The 16,262-nt window shown below is 61.1% G+C and carries 15 protein-coding genes and 1 pseudogene; 13 read left to right on the top strand and 3 right to left on the bottom strand.

The features are described 5' to 3' along the window. Nucleotides 1-308 precede the first annotated feature (308 nt). Nucleotides 309-1,244, bottom strand: coding sequence for a LysR family transcriptional regulator (locus ACTDXD_RS09035; RefSeq protein WP_440126715.1), 936 nt, complete (start codon nucleotides 1,242-1,244; stop codon nucleotides 309-311). Nucleotides 1,245-1,343: 99 nt separating this feature from the next. Between ACTDXD_RS09035 and ACTDXD_RS09030 the strand changes: the two genes are divergently transcribed. From ACTDXD_RS09030 to ACTDXD_RS09000, 7 genes are all read left to right on the top strand, one after another. Then, nucleotides 1,344-2,135: a cyclase family protein gene (locus ACTDXD_RS09030; protein ID WP_440126714.1), complete on the top strand. Its 792-nt coding sequence runs from the start codon at nucleotides 1,344-1,346 to the stop codon at nucleotides 2,133-2,135. 24 nt (nucleotides 2,136-2,159) lie between these two features. After that, the gene (locus tag ACTDXD_RS09025; protein WP_440126713.1) at nucleotides 2,160-3,794 is read left to right on the top strand and encodes a thiamine pyrophosphate-binding protein; all 1,635 of its coding nucleotides are present in this window, start codon (nucleotides 2,160-2,162) and stop codon (nucleotides 3,792-3,794) included. Between the two features lie 40 nt (nucleotides 3,795-3,834). Beyond that, nucleotides 3,835-5,250, top strand: a complete 1,416-nt coding sequence (locus tag ACTDXD_RS09020) for an MFS transporter (protein WP_440126712.1) — start codon at nucleotides 3,835-3,837, stop codon at nucleotides 5,248-5,250. Next, complete coding sequence (locus ACTDXD_RS09015; protein WP_440126711.1) at nucleotides 5,247-6,395, top strand: thiolase family protein; 1,149 nt, start codon at nucleotides 5,247-5,249, stop codon at nucleotides 6,393-6,395. The genes ACTDXD_RS09020 and ACTDXD_RS09015 overlap by 4 nt, the downstream gene beginning before the upstream one ends. Further along, nucleotides 6,355-6,711, top strand: coding sequence for a Zn-ribbon domain-containing OB-fold protein (locus ACTDXD_RS09010; protein ID WP_440126710.1), 357 nt, complete (start codon nucleotides 6,355-6,357; stop codon nucleotides 6,709-6,711). The genes ACTDXD_RS09015 and ACTDXD_RS09010 overlap by 41 nt, the downstream gene beginning before the upstream one ends. 6 nt (nucleotides 6,712-6,717) lie before the next feature. Continuing rightward, a complete protein-coding gene (locus ACTDXD_RS09005) occupies nucleotides 6,718-8,382 on the top strand; it encodes an ATP-dependent acyl-CoA ligase (RefSeq protein ID WP_440126709.1) in 1,665 nt (554 codons plus the stop codon). Between the two features lie 186 nt (nucleotides 8,383-8,568). Then, the gene (locus ACTDXD_RS09000; protein WP_440126708.1) at nucleotides 8,569-10,080 is read left to right on the top strand and encodes a 2-hydroxymuconic semialdehyde dehydrogenase; all 1,512 of its coding nucleotides are present in this window, start codon (nucleotides 8,569-8,571) and stop codon (nucleotides 10,078-10,080) included. Here the strand turns inward: ACTDXD_RS09000 and ACTDXD_RS08995 are convergent. Beyond that, nucleotides 10,044-10,496, bottom strand: coding sequence for a hypothetical protein (locus ACTDXD_RS08995; protein WP_440126707.1), 453 nt, complete (start codon nucleotides 10,494-10,496; stop codon nucleotides 10,044-10,046). The genes ACTDXD_RS09000 and ACTDXD_RS08995 overlap by 37 nt on opposite strands. Between ACTDXD_RS08995 and ACTDXD_RS08990 the strand changes: the two genes are divergently transcribed. From ACTDXD_RS08990 to ACTDXD_RS08970, 5 genes are all read left to right on the top strand, one after another. Continuing rightward, on the top strand, nucleotides 10,488-10,910 hold the full coding sequence (locus ACTDXD_RS08990; protein ID WP_440126706.1) for a hypothetical protein: 423 nt from the start codon (nucleotides 10,488-10,490) through the stop codon (nucleotides 10,908-10,910). The two genes, ACTDXD_RS08995 and ACTDXD_RS08990, sit on opposite strands and share 9 nt — an antisense overlap. After that, nucleotides 10,903-11,322 carry a RidA family protein gene (locus ACTDXD_RS08985; RefSeq protein ID WP_440127592.1) on the top strand — a complete coding sequence of 140 codons (420 nt, stop codon included), beginning with the start codon at nucleotides 10,903-10,905 and terminating at the stop codon, nucleotides 11,320-11,322. The genes ACTDXD_RS08990 and ACTDXD_RS08985 overlap by 8 nt, the downstream gene beginning before the upstream one ends. 2 nt (nucleotides 11,323-11,324) lie before the next feature. After that, nucleotides 11,325-11,849 (top strand): 3-hydroxyanthranilate 3,4-dioxygenase, encoded by a 525-nt coding sequence (locus ACTDXD_RS08980; RefSeq protein ID WP_054804887.1) that lies wholly within the window; start codon nucleotides 11,325-11,327, stop codon nucleotides 11,847-11,849. A 2-nt stretch (nucleotides 11,850-11,851) separates the two neighbouring features. Continuing rightward, nucleotides 11,852-12,877, top strand: coding sequence for an amidohydrolase family protein (locus ACTDXD_RS08975; RefSeq protein WP_440126705.1), 1,026 nt, complete (start codon nucleotides 11,852-11,854; stop codon nucleotides 12,875-12,877). 578 nt (nucleotides 12,878-13,455) lie between these two features. After that, nucleotides 13,456-14,061 carry an IS110 family transposase gene (locus tag ACTDXD_RS08970; RefSeq protein WP_440126704.1) on the top strand — a complete coding sequence of 202 codons (606 nt, stop codon included), beginning with the start codon at nucleotides 13,456-13,458 and terminating at the stop codon, nucleotides 14,059-14,061. Between the two features lie 112 nt (nucleotides 14,062-14,173). Here ACTDXD_RS08970 and ACTDXD_RS08965 read toward each other — a convergent pair. Beyond that, a pseudogene (locus tag ACTDXD_RS08965) lies at nucleotides 14,174-15,097 on the bottom strand (transposase). 587 nt (nucleotides 15,098-15,684) lie between these two features. On the opposite strand from ACTDXD_RS08965, the gene ACTDXD_RS08960 reads away from it, so the two are divergent. Further along, entirely contained in the window at nucleotides 15,685-16,239 is a 555-nt protein-coding gene (locus ACTDXD_RS08960; protein WP_440126703.1) for an aromatic-ring-hydroxylating dioxygenase subunit beta, read from the top strand. Nucleotides 16,240-16,262 lie beyond the last annotated feature (23 nt).

The following is a 16,262-nucleotide window of genomic DNA, read 5'->3' as shown; positions in this document are numbered from 1 at the left end:
GCGGCGAACTGTGCCGTCGATTCGTCGAGACAATCGGAACTTCACCGGAGGCGAAAGCTGCGGCGGATCCGCATCGGATGACCTGGGAGATGCAGGTGCGGAAAGTCTGCAGTCACCCTCTCATCGGCACTATGCCGGATCTTCTGTTCGGCCACCAACTGTGGCCATATCTCTTGTACATGAGTCGACTCAAGCTCAACCCGTTGTGGCGCTGGCTGACTATGCGCCGACGTGGTGCGGATCGCGGGCGCAGCCGATCGGCTGGGGGCCTCAGAATTCCTTGCTGGCGACTCTAGAGCGAAGGGTGCTTACAATAGTTCCGCCTCAATCTCCTTGGCGCCTTTGAGAAGATGATCGATAAATAGCAGGACACTGTCACTCAGTTCAGCACTCGACGAATGGGTGAGACCGAGCTTGCTCGGTACCGCGTCAAGCTCGACCGAGAGCACCTGCAGGTGCTCATCCTCCGCGCCGACCAGCATGGGCAACGGCGCCAGAGTGTCGGTAGCGCGCAAAATCGACCGAATCGTGAGGATCGAAGTGCATTCGATGAGGTTCGCGGGCGCCCACACTCCGACCTGACCAAACGAAGTACCGAGTCGACTCCCCACCGCGGTCGGGGGCGGCAGCACCCATGGAAAAGCTGCGAGATCCTCAAGCTGCGGATCCGTCAGCCCGAACACAGGATGACCGACCCGCCCCACGACTCGGATGGGTTCGTCGTAGAGATGTATCTGTGTAATGTCCCGGCCACCGCCGGGTGTCATCCGACCGATCAGTACGTCAATTTGGTTGTGGGCCAACTGCTCGAGCAGCGACTCGTCCGTACTTTCGACGACCGATACTTTGAGGGTGGGATGAGCCGATTTGAGGGATACCAGCGCGCGAGGCAGTAGAGCATGGGACCCTGTCATGTTCGTGCCCACTCTGATCGGCCGGTTGCCGCTGTCTTGAAGATGATCGATGTTCTCGGCCAACCGCTCCACGCTGGTCAGGATCGTGACGGCGTGTTCTAGAAGTAGCGTCCCGTAAGGGGTGGGGGTGACACCCCGTGGTCCGCGATCGAACAGGGTGACTCCCAGGATTTCTTCGGCCTCCCGGAGGCCTCTCGTCACTACGGGTTGCGTGACATACAGATCCCGAGCCGCGCCGGCGATCGTGCCGTTCTCCGCGATTGTCGTGATCAGTCGCAGGTGGCGCAACTTGAACCCGCCGTCCAGCAAGTTCCTCAGCCGACGCTCCATGGCGAGATCATACCTAAGGGTGCAGGCATAGCCATATAGGCATACTTGGTGCGGAAAGGGCATTATGCGGATTGCCACAAGGAATGAAGTATCTACCACATGCCTCCACTTCTCCCCTCTGCCGAGATCCTGGTAAAGGCGTTGAGAGACAGAATGATCAACGTCATCGACCTCACCGCCCCATTGTCCGACTCGACACCGGTACTCCCACTGCCTGAAGGCATGGAGCCGATCCCACACTTTGCACTCGAAGAGCTAGCCCGTTACGACGAACGGGGTGAGACCTCCTACCAGAACGGAATCCGCACTGGTGAACACGTGGGGACGCACTTCGACGCCCCGTGCCACTGGATTACCGGCCGCGATCTTGCAGATGTCGCAAGTGTTCCGCCTGAGGAACTGATCAGCCCCTTCGTTGTCATCGATAAGTCGCAGGAAGCGGCAGACAACCCGGACTTTCTCCTCGAGATCGAACACGTGCAGAAGTGGGAACAACGGCACGGTGCGCTCCCGACGGGCGGGTGGCTACTCTACCGCAGCGGTTGGGATCGCCGTTCCACAGACCAACAGCAGTTCATCAACGCCGACGAACGCGGTCCCCATACACCCGGCGTCTCGGTCGAATGTGCCAAGTGGCTGGCCGGCGAGGCCCCGATCAGAGGACTTGGGGTGGAAACCGTGGGCATCGACGCAGGCCAAGCATTTGCCTTCGACCCTCCCTTCCCCTGCCACCACTACCTACTCGGTGCCGGAAAGTACGGCGTCACCCAGCTACAGAATCTCGAATCTCTCCCCACCGTCGGAGGGGTACTTGTTGTAGCTCCATTGAAGATCGTCGGTGGGTCGGGAAGCCCCGCCCGAGTGTTGGCGATCGTCGACGCACCAGCTTAATCATCGAAGAAGGAGGGCTGACCCATGTATGTTCGCGACGCGATCGGCCGAGCACTGTACGAACTCGGTGTCCGCATGGCATTCGGAGTGGTTGGTAGCGGCAACTTCCACTACACGAACGCTCTCGTGGACGCCGGAGCCCGCTTCGTTGCTGCTCGCCACGAAGGTGGAGCCGCTGTCATGGCAGATGCACACGCACGCATGAGCGACGAAGTCACCGTACTATCCCTTCACCAAGGGTGCGGCTACACGAATGCCCTGACCGGAATTGTCGAGGCAGCAAAAAGTGGGAGCCCGCTCCTCGTCTTGACTGCGGAGGCGACTGATCCGAAGTCCAACTTCTACATCGATCAGCAGGCAATCGCCCAGGGATGCGGAGCCGTCGCCCTCCGCGTGCGCTCGGCAGAAACAGCCATCGCCGACATCTCCAACGCCTATAACATCTGCGCGACGCAGAACCGCACCGTGGTGCTCAACATTCCGATCGACGTTCAAGATCACGTCCTTCCCGAGCTTGGCGTCGTCGCACCACCTCTCGCGCGGCAAGCACCTCGCCCCCAGCGAGCAGAGGTCGAAAAGCTCACGGCGCTACTCGGGCAATCCGAGCGTCCCGTGTTCGTCGCTGGCCGTGGAGCACGAGGAGGTTCTGCCAAACACACTCTGATCGAGCTCGCCGACCGGTGCGGCGCTCTACTCGCCACCTCCGCGGTCTCGCGCGGCATGTTCGAGGGCGAACCGTGGGGAATCGATGTTGCGGGTGGATTTTCGACGCCCCTCGCCGCTGACCTCATCGCCAACGCCGACCTCATTGTCGGTTGGGGGTGCGGGCTGAACATGTGGACAATGCGTCACGGCCGACTCATCGCCGACGACGCCAAGGTCGTGCAGGTCGACATCGACCAAGGTGCACTCGGACGACATCGACCGGTCGATCTCGGCGTGTGGGCCGACGTCGCCGCGACCGCCGCGGACGCTTCTGCGCTGCTGGCCACCCAGGGAATCTCCAAGACGGGCTACAGAACAGAAGAGATCCTTGAGCAGATCCGTTCCGAAGGACGCTGGCACCAGATCCCGTTCGACGACGAAAGCACAGGCGAGCGCATCGATCCTAGGTTGATGAGCGCACATCTCAATCGATTGCTTCCGCGCTCACGAGTCCTGTCCGTCGATTCCGGAAACTTTCTCGGCTATCCGAGCATGTATCTCGACGTCCCCGACGAATACGGTTTCTGCTTCACACAGGCATTCCAGTCGGTCGGCCTCGGACTGGCCACGGCAATCGGCGCCGCGATCGCCCAGCCTGACCGACTTCCGATCGCAGCCTGCGGCGACGGAGGGTTCATGATGGGCCTCAGCGAGCTCGAAACCGCGGCACGGCTCAAGCTGCCGATGCTGGTAATTGTCTACAACGATGCCAAGTATGGCGCAGAGGTTCATCACTTCGGGTCGGACGTCGTCCTCGATACCGTGACCTTCCCTGATACCGACATCGCCGCCATCGCCCGAGGCTTCGGCTGTGACGCTCTCACCGTCAGACACCCCGATGACTTGCTACCGGTCAAGTCGTGGGCGGATCGACCCGACCGACCAATGGTCTTGGACGCCAAGATCGTCTCCGACGAAGGGTCGTGGTGGCTGGTCGAAGCCTTCGGCCACTAGCCGCCGGCTATCCGAACCGGTCGACACAGAACTGTCTCGCATGATCGCTGATGAGTGCGGCCCGACGATGCGCCGCAGCCGGGCTCGAAATATGCAGAACGAAACGGATCCTGTCATGTCCAATCACACAGCAGAAACGCGGACGCGGAAAGCGGCCGCCGCAAGTCTTATCGGAAGCGCGCTCGAATGGTACGACTTCTTCTTGTATGGAACAGCCGCGGCCCTCATATTCGGCCCGCTCTTCTTTACCGGGGACGACTCCTTGACGGGTACGCTGGCCGCCTTCGGGACGTTCGCGATCGGATTCATCGCAAGACCGTTCGGCGGGGTCATTTTCGGCCACTTCGGAGATCGTGTCGGGCGTAAATCGATGCTCGTCATCACCCTGATGATGATGGGCATCTGCACTGCATTGATCGGCCTGCTCCCGACCTACGCGCAGATCGGCATGTGGGCGCCGATCCTCCTGGTGACCCTGCGCGTCATCCAAGGCATCGCGGTAGGCGGCGAATGGGGCGGTGCTGTACTGCTGATCAGCGAGAACGCCCCACCGCGTCGCCGGGGATTCTTCTCCGCCTTCAGTCAGGTCGGCGTCACGCTGGGCTTCATCCTGTCATCGTCCGTCTTTGCGCTGGTCAGCCTACTACCTGAAGACGACTTCCTTTCCTGGGGATGGAGAATTCCCTTCGTTCTGGGTTTGGTGCTCATGATTGCGGGCCTCGTGATTCGCATGAAAGTTGAAGAAACGCCGGTGTTCGAGGAGTTGCAATCGGGCGGAAGCAACGTCCGCTATCCCGCGCTCGAGGCCATCAAGACGCAGCGTCGTTCCATCTTGATCACCGTGGGTGCCCGGATGGCGGAAAACGGCGGATCGTACATATTCGCAGTGTTTTCGCTTGCTTACGGTGTTCATATCGGCGTCGGGAGCGGAGTGATCCTGACGGCAATCATTGCGGCGAACATATTGGAAGCCTTCACGATGGTCGGATTCGCTGCTCTCTCTGACCGGATCGGGCGACGTCCCGTGTATCTCATCGGTGCAGTCGGTGTGATCGTGTGGGCAGCACCGTTCTTCCTGTTGATCAATACGAAGAATACGGCGTTGATCTGGATCGCGATCATCGTGGCAATCAGCATCTGTCACAGTGCCATGATCGGCACACAGCCGAGCTTCTTCAGCGAACTCTTCACTGGCAATGTGCGCTACAGCGGGCTTTCGATCGGCCATGAAGTCGCGGCGATCTTCGCCGGCGGCGTCGCTCCCCTGATCGCCACGGCGCTGCTCGCGTGGTCGGGAACGTATTGGCCCATTGCGGTGTACCTCGCATGTTTCGGTGTCCTCAGCACTATCGCTGTGATCAAGGCACCGGAAACAAGGCCCACGGATGATCTCCTGACAAGCTCGGAGTCTGCTTCAGAGGCACGCCCGACGAACGAAGTGGGCGAGCGTGTATGAACCATTCCCACGCAGTCATCGTCAGCGCTGTCGAGGTTCCCTATACCCGGCACCCCGGTGATGATGTGACGACCGAAGCCCTCCTCACCACAGCAATCCGCAATGCCATCTCGAATGCTGGGCTCGAATTCTCGGACGTCGACGGGCTAGGCGTCTCCAGCTTCACGCTCGGTCCCGATCACGCTGTCGATCTCGCCCTCCGAAGCGGTCTGGCCCTGAGTTGGATCATGGAAGACACCAACGGAGGAGCCAGTGGGATCAACATGCTCCAGCATGCCGTACGCGCAATCGAAGCAGGAGACGCCAAAGCCATCGTTCTTGTCGCCGGCGACCGAATGACCTCGACAGAGTTTCAGGCGGTCGTCGACGAATACAACGTCATCACCAGGGACTACGTGGCGCCACTCGGTATGGGGGGTCCGAATGCCATGTTCGCGATGCTCACGCAACGTCATATGAGTCGCCATGGCCTCGACGAAACCGCTTACGGTTCCGTGGCTGTCTCTCAAAGACGTTGGGCCACGATGAATCCTGGAGCGGTATACAGAACGGACATGACGATGGATGACTATCTGATGTCACCCGTCGTCGCTTCACCACTACGTCGATTCGATTGCGTTCCTCCGGTTTCAGGCGCTGACGCGATCGTCGTCACCAGGCAGGACCGAGTACCGGCCAGCAGGGTTGCAGTTCGTGTGCGTGCTGTCGGCGGTTCTGTGAACTTCGATCTCCATGAAGGCGACGGCCTCCGCACGGGACTTGCCGGTATCGCTCCCACGTTGTGGAATCGAGCCGGGCTGGATCCATCCGATGTCGACGTGATCAGCGTCTACGACGACTATCCGGTCATGGTGCTGATCCAACTCGCCGACATGGGCTTCGCGCCCGACGGCGATATTCGGAAACTTGCCCACCGTCTTCGTAGTGCGGACTGGCCCGTCAATACCTCGGGTGGGCAACTGTCCGCAGGCCAAGCCGGTTCTGCCGCTGGAATGCATGGCCTCGTCGAGGCTGTGACTCAACTGCTCGGCGGGGCCGAAGACCGCCAGGTTCCCGACGCACATATTGCTGCGGTGAGCGGCTACGGCATGGTCACGTATCGCTATGGCGCATGCGCCAACCTTGCCATATTGGAAAGGGTTTGATGTGGGTATCGAAATGCAGCGCTGCGTCGATTGCGCACAGGCAGTGTTTCCTCCCCGAAGCATGTGTCCGCACTGCCACAGCGATGCCTTCGCGCCCGCGACGGCCAGCCGAGGGGTCATAGAGGAAACAACCCTTCAGACCGGTTCACCGCCCATACTGTTCGGCTCCATCCGAACCGACCTCGGACCGATCGTCGTGGCAGAGATCGTCGGGGAAGGCGGGGCCCCGGGCACGGAAATCACCCTTGTATCAACGAACAAGAGGCAGACCGGTGGGTTGATCGCCGTTGTTCCGCAGCCTTCCATCAAGGAGTAGTGAAACATGCAGAACGCCGTAGCCATCACCGCCCCACTTCGCGGGCTACCGCTGACCGAATGCACGATCCCGTCGCTGTTGACACGGCAAGCCGAGCAGTACGGTCCGAAGACCCTGCTGAGAATCGGGGAGTCGACATTGTCATACGCGCAGGTCCGAGACCTCGCGGCAGGCACCGCAGAAATTCTGCAGGCAAACGGGATCAGCCACGGCGACAAAGTCGCGATCCTGTCGGAGAACCGCCTCGAACTGCTACAGATCATTCTCGGATGCGCATGGATGGGTGCCGTTGCCGTACCGCTGAACGCGGCACTGCAAGGTGCTCAACTCCACCACGCGCTGGAAGATTCGAACTCGCAGATACTGGCAGTCGAATCCGACCTGCTCTCCCGACTCGAGTCAGTAACGCCGCCCCCCGCTCTGGAACAGGTATGGTGCCTCGGCCAAGTCACCGAGCCGAGTGTCGACGGCTACGACGTGCGAACCATGCCCCCGATCACAGGGTCAGTGCCGGCCGGCGATGTCGCTCCTGGTGATACTGCCGCCTTGCTGTACACATCTGGCACTACCGGGGTATCCAAGGGAGTGTGCTGCCCACACGCCCAGTTCTACTGGTGGGGCATCTCCGTCACAGAGCAGTTGGAGATCACCGAGGACGACACCTTGTTCACGGTGCTGCCCTTGTTCCACACCAATGCCCTCAACGCCTTCGTACAAGCGCTTGTTGCAGGAGCAACAATGGTGGTGGGGCAAAGGTTTTCGGCAAGCCGCTTCTGGGACCAGCTGAAGGAATCGAAAGCAACCATCACATATCTGCTCGGAGCCATGATCAACATCCTCTGGTCCCGGGATCCCGATCCGCTCGAGCGAGAACACTCCGCCCGGATCGCGCTCTCGCCCGCCACACCCGCAACACTGGCCGCCCCCTTCTGTGAACGCTTCGGCATCCAGCTGATCGACGGATTCGGCTCCACAGAAACCAATTCCGTTCTGACCTCGGCCCCGGACGCGCCGCGACCGGGGTACCTTGGTCAGACGCAACCCGACTATGAAGCGATCGTCGTAGACGAACATGACGCCCCAGTTCCTGACGGAACACCGGGCGAGCTCCTGCTGCGTTCGCGCGTTCCGTACGCGTTCGCGACCGGGTACTACGGGATGCCCGACAAGACCACAGAAGCTTGGCGCAACCTCTGGTTCCACACCGGAGACCGGGTGATACGCGAGCCCGACGGATGGTTCCGCTTCGTCGACCGGATGAAGGATGTCATTCGCAGGCGGGGCGAGAACATTTCATCGTTCGAAGTCGAGCAGGTCATCGGTCTACATCCAGCAGTCGAGACAGTAGCCGCATACCCAGTACCTTCGGAAATGGCCGAGGACGAAGTCATGGTGGCGATCGTCGCCAAGGCCGGCACTGGCCTTACTCCTCAGGACATCATTGAGCACTGCCACGGACGCTTGACGAAGTTCGCCGTTCCACGATTTATCGACATCGTCGCCGATTTGCCGAAGACCGAGAACGGCAAGATTCGGAAGGTCGTTCTGCGCGAACGTGGAAGAACCCCCAGCACCTGGGATCGCGAATCCGACAAGGCTGTCATGTTCGATGGGAGCTCCCTGCACGATGCTGCGGTTGATGATCAGGGCAGCCCTTCGGTGGATCTGTAGCCGGTAGCCGACTTTCGCAGCGAGGTCACACTCCGACTGTCGTCGAGGAGTGACGCTGTCTCATCTCAGCAACCAGCGGCCCGAACGGGGCCGACTCGGACTTGACGCAGAACACATCCCACAGGGCGGGCAACTCGCCTACCCAAGCCCTCGGCTTATACCCATCTGTGCATAGAAGGTGATGTAATGACACTAGACGAACATGCCGTGCAGTCCTACGGTCAGAACACGTCTGTCCCGTCGAAGACGGAGATCCTCAATGTGGTCGGTGCCCAACGCGTTCCGGGCAGACGGGTCTTCGACAAGGTCAATCCTGTCGATGGCTCGGTCAACGTCCAGGTGCACGAGGCCGACCAGAGCGTTGTCGATCAGGCAGTCAGTGCGGCCCGCGCCTCGTTGACCAGCCCATGGGCATCGATGCCGGTCACCACGAGAGCGGAGCTACTACGTCGTATCGCGGACGTCATCGACGAGCGATTCGAAGATCTCGTCGCAGCCGAGATCGCTGACACCGGAAAACCCGAGAAACTGGTACGTGAACTCGATGTCCCTCGCGCAGCACACAACTTCCGCGCTTTCGCGGACATCATTTCCACCGCCGGCCTGGATTCCTTTCTCACTGACCTGTCCGACGGGAGCTCAGCACTCAACTATGCAGTTCGGAAACCACTTGGCGTCGTGGCAGTCATTGTCCCCTGGAACCTGCCCCTCCTACTCCTGACATGGAAACTCGCACCGGCACTCGCCTGCGGCAACGCGGTGGTCGTCAAACCGTCCGAGGAAACACCCTCGACCGCGACACTGCTCGCCGAGATCATGACTCAAGCCGGCCTGCCCGAGGGCGTGTACAACGTCGTCCACGGCTTTGGAGTGGACTCCGCCGGCGAGTACCTGACCACGCATCCCGACGTCGACGGCGTCACCTTCACTGGTGAATCGTCGACCGGTTCGGCCATCATGCGAGCCGTGGCACCATCGGTCCGACCCGTATCGTTCGAACTGGGCGGTAAGAATGCAGCCCTCGTCTTCGCGGATTGCGATCTGGACAAGACAATCGACGGCCTGACCCGTTCGATCTTCCTCAACACCGGGCAGGTCTGCCTTTGCACCGAACGGGTATACATTCAGCGGCCAATCTTCGAGACGGTCGTCGAACGCCTCACCCAACGGGCCCGGCAACTCACTCTCGGCAACCCGATGAACCCGGAAACCACCACCGGTCCCCTCATCTCCCAAGAACACCGCAAGAAGGTGCTTTCCTACTTCGATCTTGCACGCAGCGAGGGGGCCAACACGGTCGTAGGTGGGGGCATCCCACAACTCGGGCAGGACCTCGAGAGGGGAGCCTGGGTCGAGCCGACACTGTGGACCGGATTGGACAACAGCAGTCGAGTGGTCCGCGAGGAGATCTTCGGACCGGCGGCAGCACTGATCCCCTTTGACACCGAAGAAGAAGCCATCCGCATGGCAAACGACACCAAATACGGCTTGGCCGCAGCCGTATGGACGACCGATCTACAGCGCGGTCACCGGGTAGCCCAGCAAATGAAAGTGGGGATGGCATGGGTCAACACGTGGTATCTGCGCGACCTGCGCTCACCGTTCGGTGGAGTTGGACTCTCAGGAATCGGGCGTGAGGGCGGAATGCACTCGCTGCACTTCTACTCCGAGCCCACCAACGTGTGCGTGCAGTTGTGATGACCGAGTTCACTAAAGTGAGGAAAGCTGTGCACCACACCGAATTCGTGCAGATTGCTCGGAAACTCGCCGACGCAACAGACAGCGGGCAGGCCATCCCACAGGTCGCCGAGCAAGCCGACCTCGATCTGACCGACGCCTACGCTGTCCAGCACGCGGGCATTTCCCTTCGGAAAGATCGCGGCGAGAACACAGTCGGGGTCAAACTCGGCTTCACCAGTCGAGCCAAAGCCGAACAAATGGGCGTATCCGACGTCATCATCGGAACCTTGACCTCCTCCATGGGAGTATCGAACGGCGGTGAAATCGATCTCACGCGAGGCGTTCACCCCCGAATCGAGCCCGAGGTCGCATTCCTGTTCGGTCATCCCGCTGGCGGCCAGAACGATCCGGATACCACCCCAGTCGTGACTCATATTGCTCCGGCGCTCGAAGTGATAGACAGCCGATTCGAGGCCTTCAAGTTCAGCCTCGAGGACGTGGTTGCCGACAACACGTCGGCATCGGCATTCGTCATCGGCAACTGGGTGCCGGTCGAAAAGGTCGAAGGACGCCTCGATCTGAGCAAGCAACCTGTCTTCCTCTTCGAGGACGACGACGTGATCGCCGAGGGCACCACCGCTGACATCCTCGGCAATCCATGGGAAGCCATCGCCGCAGCACAGCGCATGTCGGCCACCTATGGACACGAGATCACAGCCGGCTCGATACTGCTCGCCGGCGCGGCGACGCCCGCCGCACCGATCACGGTCGGGCACTCGTACCGCGCCATGGTCTACGGGCTGGGCACCGTCTCGGTCCGGACAGGAGATGCACGCAGCCATGGTTGAGTCGAAAGTCATCGAAGGAAAAGCCACTCCTCGCGGACGCTTCCCCCACGTGAAGGTGGTCGGCAACCTGGTCTACGTTTCCGGCACCAGTAGTCGTCGACCCGACAACTCTTTCGAAGGCGTGAAAGTTGACCATCTCGGGGTGGTCGATCTCGACATTCGAACTCAAACACGCGCTGTGATCGAGAACATCTCAGACATCCTTCGCACGGTCGGAGCAGATCTGAGCAATCTTGTTCAGATCACGACGTATCTCGTCAACATGAATGACTTCGGCGGATACAACGAGGTCTACGGAAGCTACTTCGACGAAGACGGGCCGACGAGAACCACAGTCGCTGTCCATCAACTCCCGCACCCACACCTACTCATTGAGATTCAGGCTGTTGCCTGGCTTCCGACAAGGAGCTGACCATGACCGCCATACCGCCTGTCTTCGACTTCGAGCGCTGGATCAAGGAGCACGAAGACGAACTCCAGCCGCCGGTGAACAACGCGCAGATGTGGGAACCCATGGGCGACTTCATCGTCCAAGTGGTCGGCGGTCCGAACGAACGCACCGACTACCACCTCGACCCGTACGAGGAGTGGTTCTACCAGTATCGGGGCGATATGCACATCAACCTCATGACCAAGGACGGCCCACAGCGCATCGACCTCCGGGAAGGCGAGATGTGGCTGCTTCCGCGGAATCTGTACCACTCCCCGCAGCGTCCTGAGCCGGGCTCGATCGGCATCGTCATCGAGCGCATCCGAAAGGAGGGCACCCTCGAGAAGTTCAACTGGTTCTGCCCGGAGTGCAATCACCTCGTCCATGAGATCGAACTTCAGGTTCGTCACATCGTCGAGGATCTGCCGCCGGTCTTCCAGGAATTCTACGACTCGGAAGAAGCCCGCACCTGCGGCAACTGCGGTGCGCTGCATCCTGGGAAGGGGTAGACATGGGCGCGATTGATATCCATACCCACTCGGTTCCTCGCCAGTGGCCGGATCTGGGTGCTGGCAAGCCCTGGCTGCGCATCGACAGCGAGCGTGACGCGATGATCATGATCGACTCACGGGAGTTCAGACCGATCGGGGCCGAATGCTGGGACCCTGACATCCGGCTTCGCGATATGGATGCCGACAACATCGACATTCAGGTCGTGTCACCGACTCCGGTGTTCTTCAACTACGACGCATCCCCACGTGAGGGCGAGAAGATCGCACGAATCTTCAACGATCTCGCCATCGAGATGTGTGCACCGGTGGGCCCACGGCTTGTCCCGTTCTGCCAGGTCCCGCTCCAGGACACTGACGCGGCATGTCGAGAACTTGAACGTGCCGTTCAGGCAGGACATCGGGGCGTCGAAATCGGGAACCATGTCGGTGACCGAGATTTGGACGACGCAGGAATTGTGACTTTCCTGCAGCACGCGGCAGCTCTGGACGTCCCGGTGTTCGTTCATCCCTGGGACATGCCCGATTCGCCTCGACTCGACCGCTGGATGGCACGGTGGCTCACAGGCATGCCATCGGAGACTCACCTCTCGATCATTGCGATGATTCTCGGTGGCGTGTTCGACCGGATTCCACTCTCCCTGCGCATCTGTTTCGCCCATGGCGGTGGATCTTTCAGCTTCTGGCTTGGGCGTTTCGAGAACGCGTGGCATCAGCGGTCGGACCTGATTGCAAAATCCGCGCTACCACCGTCGCACTACCTCGACCGTTTCAGCGTCGACTCGGTGGTGTTTCATCCCAGCGCGCTGCGCAATTTGGTGGAAACACTCGGCAGCAGCCAGGTGATGGTCGGCTCCGACTACCCGTATCCGCTCGGCGAGCGACCAGCAGGTGAGGTTGTACGACGCTCCGACTTCCTCACGGAAGCACAAACCGCGGCCATCCTCCACGGAAACGCACGTCGCTACCTCGGTGAGGCCACTGTAGAGCTCGGCTTGAAAAAGCAAGCGCCGCCCTCACCTCGGTGAGGGCGCACGTCGTAGAAGCCCGGTCGACGGGTTCGGCGGGAGACTCCGTTCGCGTACGATTCAGCGATGCAAGGGATGACCGGAGCCCTCGATGGCATCGCTATGCCGTCGCAGTGACGCTGACAAAGCGGGGAACCGATCCAAGACCGAGGCAGCGTTGGTGGGGCGTTGTCAGGACCCCCGGCAACACCCACCACACTCGAACGGGCATATCCACCTCGTCTCAGTTCGTTGTCTGCCACGGTGTGAGACGCTGTGATCATCCGACACGTCAAGAAGGGCCGCAGACTGGGGGACGGGCTGCTCGTGATCGCCGCTACCGTCACTCCGGGATGCTCACTGAACAACCATGGTCGTACCGACTGCCTTTTGAAAGGGTGGTGGGTGCTGAACCCGGTAGCCGCTGGGCCACTGCTGTGGATGCTCGCCCTTCGAGGGCCAATAGGAGTTCCGCAGGACCCGGCGGCCCGGCGTTGAGACTGGCGATAGGGCCATGCGCTTCGAGCGCCTTGCAGTGAGCGACCAGCACCAACGCCTTCCACCTGGTGAAGCATCCCGACGATGCGGAGAAGGTGCGTATGCAGGAACCAAGTGCGGTAGCTGGGATCGACTGGGCCGCTGAACGTCACGCGGTATGTGTCCTCGACAGCGCCGGCAAGATGATCGAGCGGTTCGACATCACACACGATAGCCAGGCGTTTCGCGCGATGGTGTCCCGGCTCCGGAAGAATGGGGTGGCCACGGTAGCGATCGAGCGCGGCGACGGGCCGGTCGTGCAGGTATTGATCGATGCCGGCCTCGCGGTGTTCGTTGTCCCGTCACGTCAGATCAAAGCCTTGCGGACCCGTTACGGCTCTGCCGGCAACAAAGATGATCGTCTCGACGCGTACGTCCTCGCGGACACGCTACGCACCGACGGGCACCGGTGGAGGCCGCTGCGGGAGGATCACCCGGAGACGGAAGGTATTGCGGGCGATGTGCCGGGCTCGCTAGGAGCTCGTAGAGATGCGTGTGCAGGTGATGAACCAGCTCCGGTGCAACCTCGAACTTGCGTTCCCTGGGGCCCTCGGGTTCGCCCTCGACTCGACAATCCTGCAAACACGAACAAACCGTGTTTCGTTGGTCGTGCGCCGGGGTCATGGACTTCGCGAACGGCAGCCGCCTCGGCGACGAGTGGGCGATGAGCGTCTACCAGCGGGCCATCGCCAAAGGCTGTCGACACCCTCATGCCATCCGGATCTTTGCACGCGCCTGGATCCGCATCATCTGGCGCTGCTGGGCAAGACGAAATCCCCTTCAGTCCGCAACTACACACCAGTCGAAAACTCTCAGCTGCTTGACATAGGGCACTTCTATATCTGTCAAGCATCCCGAGGAAACGATACGGCAGTGACGCTTACGGAAGACTTGTCTGGTCACGTAGCGTTTGAGGCACCACATGATTTCCTTGGTGTTGCAACCTTCCGCACGTCGCCGTGCGATGTAGGCGCGGGTATCCGGATCGGTCCTCACCCGGACGACCAGCGCCGGTCGCCGCCACGATTGAGCCGGTGTCGCATGGTGTTTCCAGAGGACGCCGGGATCGGGCAGGTCCCCGCGAGGGACGCGAAAGCCCCCTCGCTGCGGACACGCCCTGGGTGCGACCATGCGATGAGGATCGACGCGGCGACCACGGCACCGACGCCGGGGAGGTCGACCAGTTTCGGGGCGCAGGCCTTGACGACGGCATCGAGCTTCTTGCGGTTGTCGGCAAGCTCGGACTCGAGCGCGCAGATTTCTCCGCGCCAACCGGACCGCCTCGTGGCGACAGGTGTGCAGCACGGCGTCCTCGTCACGGCGCCGTCAAGCGCAGATCGTCGAAATTTGGCTGTGGGCCAAGGGCTTACGTGCGTCAATGCCGAGGTCGACGGTGCGGACGAGTGCAGTCAATGCATTGATCGCACGGGTGCGCTCGCAGGTCATCTGCTCCCGGGCGACCACGAGAACACGCATCGCCACACGCGGGCCATCCGCGCGGGGCGTACGGAGCCTCGCCAGGTCGATGCTCAGCACGGACCGCGCGATCCAGTCCCGAGCACGGTCGAGTCCTGCCGCACTGACGGGGAACGTCGCCGGCGCCCCTGGCGCGCCGGTGGCTGCTGTCACGACGTTCATTGTGTGGGTTGCGGCGTGTGTGTCGACACCGATGACGTGTTGGTAGTGGTCTGCGACGATGGTCATTGCGGCGGTTCTCCTTTCCAACGGGCGGACGTCGTGTTCCGGCGTCGGTCCGGAAGGAGCTTCGAGGCAGGCCTGTAATGGGCCACAACCTGGGTAAACAGGTCGGGCAGGCTTCTAATCAAGCCACCGAAGCGAGACCGGGCCAGCGTCGCCGCCGCTCGAGCGATGGACAGATCCCGGGAAGTGTACCCCCAGGCAGGGGGCAAGACGATTCACGAGTCACAGCGGATGAGGGCGACGACACCGATCCTGTCAGCCAGCCCGGGCCGGCCACTGCCAACACTTACAGACGATTCACTGCGCTCGCAGTACGCTGACCTGTGGGTCTGCTGACGTAAGTGTCCTGAGTGGTTGATCGGATATTGCGTTGGTCAATTCCACGAACCAGCGCTGCGGGTCTGTATCAGGGTTGCGTGCGTGCATGGTACGGGGTGGGCAGGCGTAGCTGTCGATACGAGAGTTGCGGGTGGCCGGTGAGAGGTCTGCGATCAGGAGCAACTCCGATTTCACAAATTGGGTCTTGCAGTAATCCAGATCACCAGTCATCCTAAGTGCATCCAAAAGTGTATCCAGTTAGGAGACGTCTGGTGACTGCTCTGAACCAGCCCGAGACAGTGACTCGACCCTTGTCCGTGTCCGACCCTCGACACGCCGAAGCAGCGGATTTCCTGCACTACGAGGCCGAGTTGCTCGATGGTCTCGCCGAGCGCACATGGCTCACCGAACTTGTCAGCCGCGACATCGTGTACCGGATTCCGGTCCGCGAAACCGTCGAACGAGCGCGCGGCCGCGGATTCCACTCGTCAACGTTCCACCTCGACGAGACATACGGGTCGCTGGATTCACGGGTCACCCGCGGGGAGACGAAGTACGCCTGGGCGGAGGACCCGCCATCGCGGGTGCGCCACTTCGTCACCAACATCCGGGTCCGACCGACCCTTGACTCGGATCCCGACCTGCTCGACGTCAGGAGCAATCTCCTGATCTACCGCACGCGTCAGGAACAGACGATTCCGCAGCTTCTCTCGGGAGAGCGCCACGACATCCTGCGCCGGGAGGACGGTCGATGGCTGCTGCTCCAGCGGCTCGTCTACCTCGATCTCACCGTCATCGGAACGCACAACTTCGCCCTCTTCTTCTGACGATTTCTCGTCCTACACGCAAA

This window comes from Rhodococcus sp. SJ-3 (assembly GCF_051918125.1).
Lineage (GTDB): Bacteria > Actinomycetota > Actinomycetes > Mycobacteriales > Mycobacteriaceae > Rhodococcus.
Note: the sequence above shows the minus strand (reverse complement) of the source record. Positions and strands in the feature narration are given on the sequence as shown.